Source organism: Catellatospora methionotrophica, from assembly GCF_011297335.1.
GTDB lineage: Bacteria > Actinomycetota > Actinomycetes > Mycobacteriales > Micromonosporaceae > Catellatospora > Catellatospora methionotrophica.
In genome coordinates this window covers 139,818-153,156 of the sequence record NZ_JAAOTJ010000018.1, presented here as the reverse complement: position 1 = coordinate 153,156, position 13,339 = coordinate 139,818, and the positions used below count along the sequence as shown (strand labels likewise).

Genomic DNA, 13,339 nt, shown 5'->3' with positions numbered 1-13,339 from the left:
GGCTACAAGGTCACCATCGAACCGGCAGCCGCCTGACCGCGATACAACGACAAACCCTGTCCCGGCTCCGCTGCGCTACGCCGAGACGCTGCCGCCTGCCCACTCACCCTCAAGTTTTCGGACTAGAAGGCACGAATGGCCTCGACCAGGAGAAACTTCCATGATCAGTCTTCGCTGAAGTGCGTCGTGTGTTCATCGCCCCGGCGATGTCGGTGAGTGCGGTGTGTACACAAATCGAGCAGCTAGGGATGCACCGCACACCTCGATCAGGAGCGCCGCCTGGCCGAAATTCGAGGGTCATTCTCCGGTTCGGCCGTCTATCGCCTCGCGCAGCATGTCCGCATGGCCGAGGTGCCGGGCGTACTCATCGATCATGTGGTGGAGGACCCAGCGCAGGGAGTGCTGTTCGCCGGTGCCCGGATGCCGGCCGACCACGTTCAGCGAACGCTCGGCGGCGATGCGGCGGGACGTCTCGACCTCGGCCTGCCACATGTCGAAGGTCGCCTCGCAGGTCGCGGCCTCGACGTCGTCGAAGTCGGCGGTGAAAGTGGTGAACAGCGAGCCGGGGAACGCATCGGCGATGACGGCCTGGAAGTACCACCGCTCGACACCGGCCAGGTGCCGCACCAGGCCCGCCAGGGACAGCCGGGAGGTCGGCACGGATCGGCTCCGGAACTGCCGGTCGTCGAGATCGGCGCACTTGCGTACCAGCGCGCCGCGCTGGAACTCCAGGAACGTCTCGAGCACCTGGCGCTCTCCGGCCGAGGTCGGCAGTTCGAATCGCTCGTCGATCACCGGGGGATGGTAGGCGTGACCTACGACAGACGCGGGTCGTCTGCTGGCGCTATTAGCAATCTGCAGGGATATTAATAACCATGGCAAAGACGATCAAAAGCTTCAGCCTCGACGACGACGTCGCGAAGTATCTGGAGGGCACCGGCAACGCCAGCGGCGAGGTGAACGCCATCGTCCGGCGGCACATGCTCAACACCCGTGCTGAGGAGATCGCGGGCCGCCGCCCGAACGAGGCCGAGAAGCAGGCTGCCCGCCGCTGGGCCCGCGCTCAGCTGGCCACCGCCCGGGAAGACGTCGACGCCGGTGCTTACGACGAGATCCGCCGCGAGATGGGCTGGGCCGTGTGACCGAACGCGCCGCCATACAGCTGATTCTCGACGCCGGCGCCCTCAAGGCATACGGCCACAACGCCACCGTCGGCGAACTGCTCGGCGAGATCGAGTCGAAGGATGAGCTGACCGCGTTCTCAGCCGGGAGCCTGGCCCAGGCGCTCGGTGAAGGAGCCGACCAGACCCTGATCGAACTGCTCTTGCAGCGCGACAGCTGCCGGCAGCTCACGCCGATGGCCGAGTGGGAGGAGTTCGGCGCGTTCCTGCGCCGCATCGGCCCGCGCCATGACGTCCACGACGCATACCTGGTGATGCTGGCGTTCATGCACCGGGCATACATCCTCACCGCCGACCCGCAGCGGTACGCCTCGATCCACAGGGCGGTGCGCTGCATCCCCCTAGAGGAGCCCTGGGGTGATGCCTGACAGCCCCATCGCGAGTTCGCTGTCAAACCCTGGCGGCCAGCGACCTATCGTGGCGCGTCTTTGACGACATCGGTGTAGACGAGGGCGGTCAATGTCGCGAAGCAGGCGGCCGCCGCGACCGCGATGATGATCAGCGTGATGCGCGGCCGGGTGGTGACGGTGTCGCTGTCCGCCGCCTCGGCGGGCGGCAGCGCCGCGAAGGCGGCCTCCAGCCTCCCGGCGGCCTTGAGCTGGGCGGGTCGGTGGTTCCAGTTTCCCTGGACGAAAAGGCTGGAGATGCCGGTCGGGATCTTCGCCGAGCCGCCGTCAAGCGTCTCGACGACCAGAGCACCCGCATCCCCGCGACGGACCGTGCGGATCGTGTGCCGGGGTACGACGCTGCGGCTGAACGCCCGGTGGATGGTCAGATGCGCCGGGGTGACCACGACCTTGTGGGCGAGTGCGGGAATCGCGAACATGACAAAGAGCGGTCCCATGAAAGCGCAGGCGAGCACCACGCTGACGCCGACCCAGTCGAGGGCCGCCAGCCACAGCGTTGCCGCCCAACCGACCCCGACGACACCGAGCATCACCGACGAGAACACGTCGACCCTGCGGACGACCACCCGGCCGCGGTGGACCTTCATCGTCGCCGAAACCGGCCCATGCACCGTGGCCCACCGGGCGTCGCGGACGGCGGTCCACCGACCCCCGATCACCACGATCAACAAGGTCGCCGCGACGGCTGCGGATTCCTTGGCGACAGACCAGCCCTGCCGGTAGGCCACCATCGCGAAGCCCGACACCGCGACTCCGACGGCGATGCCGATCGCGGCTCGGCTCAAAGTCCAGCGAAACATGAACAGATCATGGAGTACGCGGGCAACCGCGATCGCGGCGGGATCGGGAAAGACCTGCTCAAGAGGCAGGTCCATGCGTATCGGCGAACTGGCAGAGGCGACCGGGGCCAGCCCGCGCTCTGCGTTGCTACGGGGAGCAGGGGCTGTTCGTGCAGCGGCCGCAGCACCGGCGGCCAGCGGGACTACCCGGCCACGGCCGTCGACCGGGTCGCGCTGATCCGCTCGCCGCTCAGGCGGGGCGGCGGGCGGTGACGACCGGCATCAGGGCGAGGATGTCCAGGTGGCCGGGCTGGCCGAACCAGTCGCGCGCGGCGTCGACCTGCTCCGCTGTCAGCCGACCCGTGGCGATCATGGTGCCGTACGCCTGCTCGAAGGTGGCTCGCATCACCCGCTCGCCCGGGCCTCCGTCGCCGACGACCAGCGGGTGGAAGGCCGCCCGGATGTCCACCATGCCCTCCTCGGCGAGCAGCCGCGGAAGCCCCCGGGTGAAGGTCGGTTCGAGATCCATCTCCTCCGTGAAGATGTCGAGGAGGGCCTCGGCCGCGGCGCGCAGCGCCGGATGCGGCGAGAACGCCGCGACGGACAGGTCGACGCCGATGACGACCAGGTGGCCGCCGGGGCGTAGCCATCGTGTGAGTCTGCGGGCGGTGTCGGCCCGCGAGGGGAGCGTCTCCAGCAGGAATCGGGCGTGGACGAGGTCGAACGGCCCGCCGGGGGCGGGGTCGCCGGTGACGTCGTGGGTCAGCACGGTCAGCCGTTCGCCGGGGGTGAGGAAACGGGTATCCAGATCGGTCGCCACGACCTCGGCGCGCTGTGCGAGCCAGCTCGCGAACGACCCGGCCCCGGCGCCCACGTCGGCGCAGCGCCAGCTGGGCTCAGGGGAGAGGTGTTCGACGATCGCGGTGGAGATCGGGTCGCACAGCTCCTCCAGTGCCCGCAGCCGCGCGAGCTCGGTCGGGACGTCCTTGCTCAGCACTCCATCGACATATGCCACTGTTCAAAGGTAGCGGCTGAGCTGGCGGATGTCGCCTGTCGGCGAGCCGGTCCAAGCTGTGCTCTCACAGCCAACCAGGCGGAGGGTCGCATCGAGTGTAATCAGTGTGTTGGCGATGTGGGCGTAGGAGGCGATGACAGTGCATTGGCGGTATGACACGAGGACGGTCCATCCGCTCGACAGATACGATCACTATCGCGAGGGCGCCGGCTCTGAACTGGCTCCCTTTCAGGTTCTCGGGCGCAGGCCCGATCGGATGTTCGTGTCGATGTCGGCCTCCCGATGCGGTGATCTCACGTTCGAGTCGCTCGTCTTTGCCGCGGACTCGGAGATCGAGGTGCGGCGTACCGCGCGGGTGGTCCGGGCCTCCGATCCGGAGTGCTACCAATGTTGTCCGCAGTGCTCCGGCCTTCAGGCCGGGGGTGAAGCGGACTTGCCCGCGTAGCGGGACAGGAGCAGCCGATTCGCCGTCGAGGCGGACCGGCGTCTGCCTGGATCAGGCCGGCCGGTTCTGCTGCTCGATGTACTGCCGTAGGGCGCTGATCGGTGCTCCACCGACCGACCCTGCGAAGTATGAGCCAGACCAGAGCTTGTTTGCCCGGTAGTAGTGCCGTGCGAGGTCGGGGAATTCTTGGCGTAGGCGGCGGGAGGAGACGCCTTTGAGGCTGTTGACCAGCCGGGCCACGGCGACCTTGGGTGGGTGGTTGACCAGTAGATGCACGTGGTTGATGTCGCCGTTGAACTCGATCAGCTCGGCTTCGAAGTCGGCGCAGACGTCGCGCATGATCTGTTCCATCCTGGACAGGTGTCGGGTGGCGAACACCTGGTGCCTGAACTTGGTCACGAAAACCAAGTGCACATGCATCGCGAACACGCAGTGCCTGCCGGTACGGATGCCTTCGAGATCAGCCATAGACCAACATGATAGTTTGGTGTTCGTGCAGCTGCGTTACAACTTCCGTGTCTACCCGACGCCCGGCCAGCAGATCGAGCTGGCGAAGGCGTTCGGGTGTGCGCGGGTGGTGTTCAACGACGGGCTGCGGCTGCGTCAGCAGGCCCGCGAGCAGGGCGAGACATACGTGACAGACGCGGAGCTGTCACGTCGTGTGATCACCGAGGCCAAGCAGACCGAGGCGCGGGCGTGGCTCGCACAGGTGTCGGCCGTGGTGTTGCAGCAGGCCCTGGCGGACCTGAACAGCGCGTACCGTAACTTCTTCTCCTCGGTCACCGGCAGGCGCAAGGGTCGCAAGGTCGGGCCGCCGAGGTTCCGATCGCGCAAGGACAACCGGCAGGCCATCCGGTTCACCAAGAACTCCCGGTTCAGGGTCTGCGACAACGGCCGCCTGCGCCTGCCGAAGATAGGCGACCTGCGGGTGCGCTGGTCAAGAAGCCTGCCGTGCGACCCGTCGTCGGTGACGGTCATCCGCGACGCGGCGGGCCGGTACTTCGCCTCGTTCGTCGTGACCGCAGGCGTAGACCAGACCCTGCCGCCGGTCGCCTGCGAGGTCGGCATCGATCTGGGCCTGACCCACTTCGCCGTCCTGTCCGACGGCACGAAGGTCACCGCGCCGAAGTTCCTACGGCGGGCCGCCCGCAAGCTCAGAAGGCTGCAACAGGCACTGTCCCGCAAGCAGAAGGGTTCGGCCAATCGCCGCAAGGCCGTGGTGAAGGTCGCGGTCGCTCACGCGCGGGTGGCCGACACCCGGCGGGACTGGCAGCACAAGCTGTCCACGACGATCATCCGCGACAACCAAGCGGTGTATGTCGAGGACCTGTGCGTTGTCGGTCTCGGCCGGACCCGGCTGGCCAAGAGCGTCCACGACGCGGGGTGGGCCGGCTTCACCGGCATGCTGGAGTACAAGGCCGCCCGGTACGGGCGCACCTTCGCCAGGATCGACCGGTTCGCGCCCACGTCGCGGACCTGTTCGGCGTGCGGCCGGGTCGACGGACCCAAACCGCTGTCGGTCCGGTCGTGGACCTGCCCGTGTGGGACGGTTCACGACCGCGACGTCAACGCGGCGATCAACGTGTTGGCCCGGGGACGCCGGGACAACTCAAACGCCTGTGGAGCGCAGGTAAGACCGGCATCCGTGTCGGCACCGCGCCGGGAAGCAGGAATCCACTCGGACGCCGCGCGGTCCACGCGCGGCGTGGAGGGAATCTCCGTCCTTTAGGGCGGAGAGATCGTCAACAGCTGTGCCTCAGCGTGGACGGCGGACATCGCGAGGAGTAGGCAGAAAATCGCGTGCTCTTCCGCCCGCGCGATCTTGCGATCCACGACCTTGCCCTGCCCCAGCGCAGCCTGCACGCGACCAGGCCGACAGGGATGCGGGTGATTCTGGTGTCGGTCCCGAAGGCGATGGTGGCCACCCCACCTGAGCGGATCCGGCCGCATGCCGGTGGGCTGCTGCCCCAGAAGCCTGCCCGGCTACGACCCTCTTCACCCGGCTCCTGCTCGAACTGGCGGACGGCTCCGCACAGCCGGACGAGCACGCGACAGCGGCTGCCTTGCGCGACTACGTGGTGGCGATGGTGGACCTGCGTTACGGCGGGGGTCTCGGCGTCAGCCCGGCGACTCTCAGCGCACTGTGGATGGCCCATCTCCTGAACATCATTCATCGGCGGCACGGTGATCCGGCGTGCGATCCGCGAACCATCGCGCAGGCGGCGAACATGTCACCGCGTCTGCTCTACCGGATCTGCCGCGATGCGGGAACCACGCCGATGCGTCTCGTCAAGCAGGTGCGTCTGCAGGCCTGCCGGGCCAGTCTGCACGATCCGGCGGCCGAGGCGATGACCGTCAGGGACGTCCACACCAGCCACGGCTACGACCGGTTCTCCCGCGACTTCAGAAGACACTTCGGGGTGTTGCCGGCCGCGGGGCGGGACGGACCGTTACAGCACGCTCCTCCAGTGCACGCGGATCACAGCTGACCGGCCTTTCGGCGGAACTCCGTGGGCGGATGGTCGACGGTGCTCCCGCCGCTGACGGCACCCCTGAGACGAACCCTGTCGCCCAGCCGGACAGCCCTTCGCATCCGTCGTTCGTGCGTGTCAGTCTCACCGTCACCGTGTCGTTTCAGCTTCCACTGCTGGTGTGCGTGGCCACCGGCAACCTCGAACCGGCCGTCGATCTACTGGACCGGGTGGTCTATCTCCTGCACCCGCTCATCGGCAGTTGACGGACGGCGCGGACACGTTCGCCCGAGACTTCAAAAGGCAGTTCGGCGTATCGCCCACGAAGTTCCGCCGCCAGGCCGGTCCGTGGTGACTCCAGGCCCTCAGGACCCGGTGTACCCGTCGATCTTCTCTCGGATGAGGTCGGCGTGGCCGGTGTGCTGGGCGTACTCCTCGATGATGTGGATGTAGGCCCAGCGCAGGTTGACCCTGCCGGTCTGGGCCTTGGGGTCCTCGGCGGCCTCGTCCAGTTCGTGCCCCGCCACGGCCGCGTCGCAGGCGGCTGTCTCAGCCAGGAACCGGGCGAGGTCGCCCCCGGCGTCGGCCTCGGCCACCAGATCGAAGTCGCCGTCGGGGTGCTCGTCGCTGTTGTACAGGTCGGGCAGGTCCTCGTGCAGGTACTTGGCCCGGAACCAGAACCGCTCGACCTCGGCCATGTGCCGTACCAGCCCGAGCAGCGTGAGGTTCGACGGTGCGACCGACGCCGTCGTCAGCTGCTCCGCGGTGAGGCCGGCGCACTTGCGGAGCAGCGCGACCCGGCGCCGCCGCAGCCAGTCGTCCAGCATCTCGCGCTCACCGCAGGCCATGTCCGTCCGGGGCAGCCGCTCGACGGCGGGCGCAGTCCATGCCATGCCGCCATCCTCCCGGACGGGGCGATCGAATTCGCCGGACTCAGACCGTCGCGGCGGACAGCGGCTTGCGGTAGCGGGGCATCCGCTGGGTCACCTGGTATCCGGCCCGCTCATAGAGGTCCACGGTCCGGTGCGGGTTCTCGGCCACGGTGCGGATCGACGCGTAGGTGAGGCGGTACTCACGCATGGCCGCCAGACTGCGGGTGACCAGGGCCAGCGCCAGACCCTGCCGCCGGTACGCGGGCCGCACCGCGACCCACGGTGAGTCGACTGCCCTGCTGCCTCGGCGTTCGGCGGTCACCACCCCGGCGATCTCGTCACCGTCCCAGGCGACCGTCCACAGCTCGGTGTCGCGTACTTCGGCCAGGTGGGTGTCGTAGTCGACAGGTCTGAAGCCGTGGTGGCTGCCGGTGAAGCACTCGACGATCGCGGCATGGATCTTGGGCTGGTGCTCGGCCAGCACGGGCCGTATCCGCAGGCCGGCAGGCAGGGCGGTCGGCGCGGTGCCGTCGGCGGGCAGGCAGCGCAGCTCGACGACGGTGAACGCGAGCCGGTATCCGTGGTCGAGCAGAAGCCGCCGCGAGCCCGGCTGGCTGTCGTCGGCATTGCCGCCGAGCTGCTGATGCGGCAGGCCGGAGCCTGCCGCGGCGGCCCGCGCCTCCTGGTGGGCCAGCAGGGCGCTGCCGTGTCCGCGGCCCCGATGCTCCGGGTGGACACACCCGGTGATCAGGAACAGTTCCGTGCCGTCGTCCTCGGTCCACCGGTCCAGGCCCCCGAACGCGATGATCTCACCCGCGTCTTCGGCGACCACGAACGTCTCGGCGGGGGTGACGCCGACATCCGGGCCGGGCAGCCAGACGGCGCCGTCGACGGCGAGCGCGGCCTGCCGCACCCGAGCGATCTGATCATCGTCATCCGGTCCGGCGTACCCCCGTATTTTCATGGTTGCCGATGCTATCGGTGCTGGGGCCCTGCGGGCACGCGAAAAAGCCGGGGCCGCTCCGCGAGAGCGGAGCGACCCCGGCCGTCACGGCGGTGATCAGGCGTTGACGACGTCCACGTCACCGGAGGTCGTGGTGACCGAGATGGAGCGCGAGCTGTCGGCGTCCTGGGTCACGTCGATGGTGCGGGTGCCGTCCTTGGTGTTGGCCTTGACCTGGTAGCCGCCGTCGGCCTTCGGGACCGCGACCTCGATGTCGCCGGCCTCGGCGGTCGCCTCGACGAGGTTGGGGGCGGCGGCGAAACGGATGGTCTGCTTGCCGGACTCGGTGGTGACCGCGACGTCGGTCGACTTCAGGCCGGTGGCGTTGACGTCGCCGGAGACGGTGTGCACGCGCAGCTTGCCGACCGCGTTCTTGACGGTCGTGTTGCCGGCGTCGGTGTTGACGTCGAGGTCACCCGTGATGTCGTTGAGGACGACGTTGCCCGCGGTGGTCTTGGCGATGACGGCCACGCCGGCCGGGGCCTTGACCGTGTAGTGCACGGCGCAGTTCTCCTGGTCGTCGGGGCAGTCGACGCTGATGCGCAGGGTCTGGCCGCTGACCTCCTCGGTGATCTTCGGCTTGTCGGTCTTCCACTGCAGCTTGCGACTGACGGCGACGCCGGTGGCGTCCTGCGACGAGACAGTGATGTCACCGGCGGCCAGGTCGAACTCGAGCTTGTTGACCTGCTGGGCGTAGTCCTGCGACTGGGTCTCGGTGGACAGGTCGGAGGTGCCGCCGCGGTCGTCGCAGCCGGTGGTGGCGGCCAGGCCGAGCACCGTGACGGCGGCGGTCAGGCCGAGAGCGAGGCGGCGGGGGACGGTGGCGAAACGGTTGGCGCGCATGGCTTCTCCTTCAGGGTTTGAGGAAGCGCAGGACCGCGAGGACCCGGCGGTGGTCGTTGTCGGCGGTGGTGAGCTGGAGCTTGGCGAAGATGCTGTTGACGTGCTTGGCGACGGCACTGTCGCTGACGAACAGGGCCGACGCGATGCCGGCGTTGGAGCGGCCCTCGGCCATCAGCGCGAGCACCTCCCGTTCCCGGGGCGTGAGCTGGACCAGGGGATCGTTGCGGGTGCGGACGAGCAGCTGGGCGACGACCTCGGGGTCCAGGGCGGTGCCGCCGCGGCCCACCCGGTCGAGGGCCTCCAGGAAGTCCGAGACGTCGGCGACCCGATCCTTCAGGAGGTATCCGACAGAACTGGTGCCCTTGCTGAGCAGCTCGGAGGCGTAGCGCTCCTCGACGTACTGGGAGAGCACCAGCACTGCGGGGGGTTCGGGGAGCTCCCGCAGGGTAAGTGCGGCGCGCAGGCCCTCGTCGCGGAAGTTCGGCGGCATCCGTACGTCGATGACGGCCAGGTCGGGGTGGTGCTTGTCGACGGAGGCGAGCAGCTGTTCGGCGTCGCCGACGGCGTCGACCACGGTGTGTCCGGCGCTGTTGAGCAGGCGGACGAGCCCGTCGCGCAGCAGGACCGAGTCTTCGGCGATGATCACGCGCATGGCAGGTCCGCCAGCAGGATGGTGGGGCCGCCGACGGGGCTGTCGACGGTCAGTGCGCCGTCGACGGCGGCGATGCGCTGGCGCAGCCCCCGCAGGCCGGTGCCCCTGCTCTGGTCGGCGCCGCCGCGGCCGTCGTCGCGGACGACGATGCGCAGCAGGTCGCCCTCGATCTCGACGATGACGTCTATCTGACTCGCCTGGGCGTGCTTGGCGACGTTGGCGAGGGCTTCGGAGACGACGAAGTAGGCGACGGTCTCCACGGTGCGGGAGGGCCGGCGGGGCAGGTCGACCATGAGCCGCACCGGGACCGGCGAGCGGGCCGCGATGCCGGACAGGGCGGCGTCCAGGCCGAGGTCGTCGAGGATGGCCGGGTGCATGCCGCGGATGACCGCCCGCAGCTCCGACAGGGCGAGTTTGGCCTCGTCGTGGGCCCGTTCGATGGCGTCGCGCACCTCGGGGGGCACGTCGACGAGCATGGTGCGGGTCATGCCGAGGTTCATCGCGAGTGACACGAGGCGCTGCTGCGTGCCGTCGTGCAGATCGCGTTCGATGCGGCGTCGTTCGGCGTCGGTGGCGTCGATCATGTCGGCCCTGCTTTCGGAGAGGGAGGCGACCCTGCGGGCCAGCTCCTCGCTGCGACTCGGAGCCAGCAGGGCTGTCGCCATGCCGGCGTCGAGGCGCACGGCCAACAGCGCCCCCCACGGTGCGGCCAAAAGCATGATTATTCCTATACTCGACAACCCCACGAGGGTTGCCGCGCCGGTCGGCTTGATCCAATGTGGAAGCTGCGTGCTATAGGCGGGGAGCAGCGCGAGCGCCGGTCCGGCGACCCACAGGGTGAGCACGGCGAGGGTGGTCAGCGGCAGGGTGATCCCGGACAGGGTGTGGTAGCCGATCTGGCGCCACATGCCGGCGTCCTTGGTCTGCGCCCAGGCCCGGCTCAGCCAGTGCCCGTCGCGCGGCAGGGACTCGGTGGGAGCCAGGTCCACCCTCAGCACCCGGCGGAACCTGGTTCGCTGCCAGCTGGTGAACAGCTCCGCCGCCTCGTAGGTGGCGATGAGGAACGGCACGGCCAGCACGGCGGTGACCGCCAGCGTCGCCGCCGAACTCAGCAGGCAGAGCAGCACGGTGAAGGTGATCAGGCTCAGCAGCGTTCCGGTCAGCAGGTGCGCCATGTTCACCCAGGTGCGCCCCTCCCATAGGGGCCAGACCAGGGTGCGCAGGACGCTGCTGCGGTGTGCGGCGTGCCCGGCGTTCGTCGTCATGGCATCGACATTAGGGCTCCGACCTGCGACGCGACATCACGCTGAGTGCCGAACGGGGCTGTACCCAGCACCACCATGAATCCGGATGGGAATGTCATCGACGTCGATCCTCATCCTTGGCAGTCTGTCGGTCATGAGTTCTCGTCTTGGCGCATTCTCCTTCCGGAGGGCGTGGCCCGTGGCCATCCTCTGGCTGCTCCTCGCTATCGCGGGAGCCACCGCCATTGACCCCCTGTTCGGCAACATGGGGGACACCAACCAGATGAAGGGCACCGAGGGCAGCCACGCCCGCGATGCCATCGTCGCCGAGATCGACCACGGGGTGGAGTTCATCGCCCTGGTCGAAGGCGGCAACGCGCAGGCGGCGACGGAGCCGCTGAAGTCCGCGGTGTCCGACATGCGAGCTGTGGAGGGAGTCAAGGAGGTCTCCGACCCGCAGGTCTCGCCCGACGGCACGACCATCGCCGTGTTCGTGACGCTGGCCAAGGCCGAGTCGCAGCAGAAGCCCTTCCAGGCGGCCACCGGCCGGCTGGAGCAGGCGGTCGCGCAGATCTCCGGCGCGAAGGTGACCTACGGCGGTGGTGACCTGATCGGTGAGCAGGCCAATGCGCAGGTCGAAGAGGACCTGAACAACGCGGAGATGCTGTCGCTGCCGATCACCCTGATCGTGCTGCTGTTCGTGTTCGGCGGCATCGTGGCCGCCGGTCTGCCGGTGGCGACCGCCATCGCGACCATGCTCGGCGCGTTCGGCCTGCTGCTGGGCTTCTCGACGGTGGTCGACCTGGACGCCAACGTGATCACTGTGGTGACGCTGCTGGGTCTGGGCCTGTCCATCGACTACGGCCTGCTGCTGGTGGCACGCTATCGAGAGGAGTTGCTCAACACCGACGACCGTGCGGAGGCGGTCCGCCGGGCCTGGAGCACCGCCGGGCGCACCATCAGCTTCAGCGCGCTCACCGTGGCCGCGGCGCTGACCGGCCTGCTGGCGTTCGACATCCCGCGCCTGAAGGCGATGGCGTTCGCCGGTATCTCCACCGCGATCATCGCGATGCTCGTCGCGCTGACTCTGACCGCCGCGATGGTCAAGCTGCTCGGCAAGTGGATCAAGCCGAGCAAGAAGGAGCTCGCGGCCAAGGCCGAGCGCGGCAGCGGCGTGCCCACCGCCGCCGAGCTGGAGGCGGGCCGCTTCGCCAAGCTCGCCGGGTTCACCCAGCGCTTCCCGGTGCTGGTGATCATCGGCACGCTGGCGGTGCTCGCCGCGATCTCGCTGCCGCTGCTGCACGTCAACATCAAGGTCCCCCAGCTGGAGGGCCTGCCGCGCAGCATCGAGGCGGTCCAGGTCGCCGACACGGTCACCGCCAAGTTCGGCCAGACCCAGCAGGCCGCGGTACGCGTCGTGGCCCGCACCGACAAGGCGACGCTGGACTCGTACGCCGCGAAGTGGTCCTCGGATCCCTCCGTGCTCCGGGTCGAGAAGGCCGGCTCGATCAGCGCCGGACTGTCGACGGTCACCTTCGCGGTGCACGGCGACGGCCAGGGTCAGCAGGCACAGGACCTGGTCGAGCGGCTGCGGGCGGATCGTCCCAGCGGGGTCGAGTCGTGGGTCACCGGTGACGCCGCGACGCTCATGGACCTCAACGACCGGCTGCGCAGCGGCCTGCCGCTCGCGGTGATCATCACGGTGCTCGTCATGATCGTGCTGCTGTTCCTGATGACCGGCTCGCTGATCATCCCGATCAAGGCCGTCATCATGAACGTGGTGACGCTGGCGGCGACGTTCGGCGTGCTGGTCGCAGTGTTCCAGGACGGCGTGCTGGCCGGTCCGCTCGACATGCTCAACGTCGGCGGCCTGAGCCCGTACATGATCGTGATCGTGTTCGCGTTCGCGTTCGGCCTGTCCATGGACTACGAGGTGTTCCTGCTCGGCCGGATCAAGGAGTACCGCGACTCCGGCGTGGACAGCAACACCGCGGTACGCTGGGGCCTGCAGCGCAGCGGCCGCATCATCACCTCTGCGGCCGCGCTGATGCTGATCGTGTTCGCCTTCTTCGCCGCAGCGAAGGTCGGCCAGCTCGAGCAGATCGGCCTGGGCCTGTTCATCGCGGTCCTGGTCGACGCGACGATCGTGCGCTGCGTGCTGGTGCCCGCGACGCTGGCGCTGCTGGGCCGTGCGGCCTGGTGGGCGCCCGGCCCGCTCAAGCGCCTGCACGACCGCTTCGGCCTGCACGAGTCCGCGCCGGTGGCGCACCAGGACGCGGCCGAGCCGGAGAGCGACCCGCAGCTCGTCGGCTCGCGCTGACGGCACGCCAGGACAGGGAACCGGCCGGGGCCGGCGGGCGATCAGCCCGCCGGCCCCTCCGGTGTGCCGGTATCGACGAAATATAGGCCGGTGGCGGAGTGTGCGGC

15 protein-coding genes are annotated in these 13,339 nt (G+C 68.9%); 6 read left to right on the top strand and 9 right to left on the bottom strand.

Annotated elements, in window-relative coordinates:
* Positions 1–297 precede the first annotated feature (297 nt).
* The gene (locus HAV40_RS30340; RefSeq protein ID WP_166387280.1) at positions 298–795 is read right to left on the bottom strand and encodes a DinB family protein; all 498 of its coding nucleotides are present in this window, start codon (positions 793–795) and stop codon (positions 298–300) included.
* An 80-nt stretch (positions 796–875) separates the two neighbouring features.
* Here HAV40_RS30340 and HAV40_RS30335 point away from each other — a divergent pair, with 80 nt between their 5' ends.
* Together HAV40_RS30335 and HAV40_RS30330 are read left to right on the top strand one after the other, a co-directional pair.
* Positions 876–1,142, top strand: coding sequence for a hypothetical protein (locus tag HAV40_RS30335; protein ID WP_166387279.1), 267 nt, complete (start codon positions 876–878; stop codon positions 1,140–1,142).
* Entirely contained in the window at positions 1,139–1,549 is a 411-nt protein-coding gene (locus HAV40_RS30330; protein WP_166387277.1) for a hypothetical protein, read from the top strand. Before HAV40_RS30335 ends, HAV40_RS30330 begins: the two co-directional genes overlap by 4 nt.
* A gap of 44 nt (positions 1,550–1,593) precedes the next feature.
* Here the strand turns inward: HAV40_RS30330 and HAV40_RS30325 are convergent, their stop codons facing one another.
* The 3 genes from HAV40_RS30325 to tnpA form a co-directional block, all read right to left on the bottom strand.
* The gene (locus tag HAV40_RS30325) at positions 1,594–2,463 is read right to left on the bottom strand and encodes a hypothetical protein (RefSeq protein WP_166387275.1); all 870 of its coding nucleotides are present in this window, start codon (positions 2,461–2,463) and stop codon (positions 1,594–1,596) included.
* Between the two features lie 154 nt (positions 2,464–2,617).
* A complete protein-coding gene (locus HAV40_RS30320; protein ID WP_166387273.1) occupies positions 2,618–3,382 on the bottom strand; it encodes a class I SAM-dependent methyltransferase in 765 nt (254 codons plus the stop codon).
* A gap of 496 nt (positions 3,383–3,878) precedes the next feature.
* Complete coding sequence (gene tnpA, locus HAV40_RS30315; RefSeq protein ID WP_166387271.1) at positions 3,879–4,295, bottom strand: IS200/IS605 family transposase; 417 nt, start codon at positions 4,293–4,295, stop codon at positions 3,879–3,881.
* On the opposite strand from tnpA, the gene HAV40_RS30310 reads away from it, so the two are divergent.
* From HAV40_RS30310 to HAV40_RS30300, 3 genes are all read left to right on the top strand, one after another.
* Positions 4,195–5,556: an RNA-guided endonuclease InsQ/TnpB family protein gene (locus HAV40_RS30310; RefSeq protein WP_240935369.1), complete on the top strand. Its 1,362-nt coding sequence runs from the start codon at positions 4,195–4,197 to the stop codon at positions 5,554–5,556. The two genes, tnpA and HAV40_RS30310, sit on opposite strands and share 101 nt — an antisense overlap.
* A 334-nt stretch (positions 5,557–5,890) precedes the next feature.
* Positions 5,891–6,316 carry a helix-turn-helix transcriptional regulator gene (locus HAV40_RS30305; protein WP_166387269.1) on the top strand — a complete coding sequence of 142 codons (426 nt, stop codon included), beginning with the start codon at positions 5,891–5,893 and terminating at the stop codon, positions 6,314–6,316.
* Between the two features lie 29 nt (positions 6,317–6,345).
* The gene (locus HAV40_RS30300) at positions 6,346–6,564 is read left to right on the top strand and encodes a hypothetical protein (protein ID WP_166387267.1); all 219 of its coding nucleotides are present in this window, start codon (positions 6,346–6,348) and stop codon (positions 6,562–6,564) included.
* A 99-nt stretch (positions 6,565–6,663) separates the two neighbouring features.
* Here HAV40_RS30300 and HAV40_RS30295 read toward each other — a convergent pair whose 3' ends face one another.
* The 5 genes from HAV40_RS30295 to HAV40_RS30275 all read right to left on the bottom strand — a co-directional run bounded on the left by HAV40_RS30295 (position 6,664) and on the right by HAV40_RS30275 (position 10,933).
* The gene (locus HAV40_RS30295) at positions 6,664–7,191 is read right to left on the bottom strand and encodes a DinB family protein (protein WP_166387265.1); all 528 of its coding nucleotides are present in this window, start codon (positions 7,189–7,191) and stop codon (positions 6,664–6,666) included.
* A gap of 40 nt (positions 7,192–7,231) precedes the next feature.
* Positions 7,232–8,134 carry a GNAT family N-acetyltransferase gene (locus HAV40_RS30290; RefSeq protein WP_166387263.1) on the bottom strand — a complete coding sequence of 301 codons (903 nt, stop codon included), beginning with the start codon at positions 8,132–8,134 and terminating at the stop codon, positions 7,232–7,234.
* Positions 8,135–8,230: 96 nt separating this feature from the next.
* Complete coding sequence (locus HAV40_RS30285; protein ID WP_166387261.1) at positions 8,231–9,016, bottom strand: DUF4097 family beta strand repeat-containing protein; 786 nt, start codon at positions 9,014–9,016, stop codon at positions 8,231–8,233.
* 10 nt (positions 9,017–9,026) lie between these two features.
* A complete protein-coding gene (locus tag HAV40_RS30280) occupies positions 9,027–9,668 on the bottom strand; it encodes a response regulator transcription factor (protein WP_166387259.1) in 642 nt (213 codons plus the stop codon).
* The gene (locus HAV40_RS30275) at positions 9,659–10,933 is read right to left on the bottom strand and encodes a sensor histidine kinase (protein WP_239087076.1); all 1,275 of its coding nucleotides are present in this window, start codon (positions 10,931–10,933) and stop codon (positions 9,659–9,661) included. Before HAV40_RS30275 ends, HAV40_RS30280 begins: the two co-directional genes overlap by 10 nt.
* Before the next feature lie 178 nt (positions 10,934–11,111).
* Between HAV40_RS30275 and HAV40_RS30270 the strand changes: the two genes are divergently transcribed.
* Positions 11,112–13,232 carry an MMPL family transporter gene (locus HAV40_RS30270; RefSeq protein WP_239087075.1) on the top strand — a complete coding sequence of 707 codons (2,121 nt, stop codon included), beginning with the start codon at positions 11,112–11,114 and terminating at the stop codon, positions 13,230–13,232.
* Positions 13,233–13,339 lie beyond the last annotated feature (107 nt).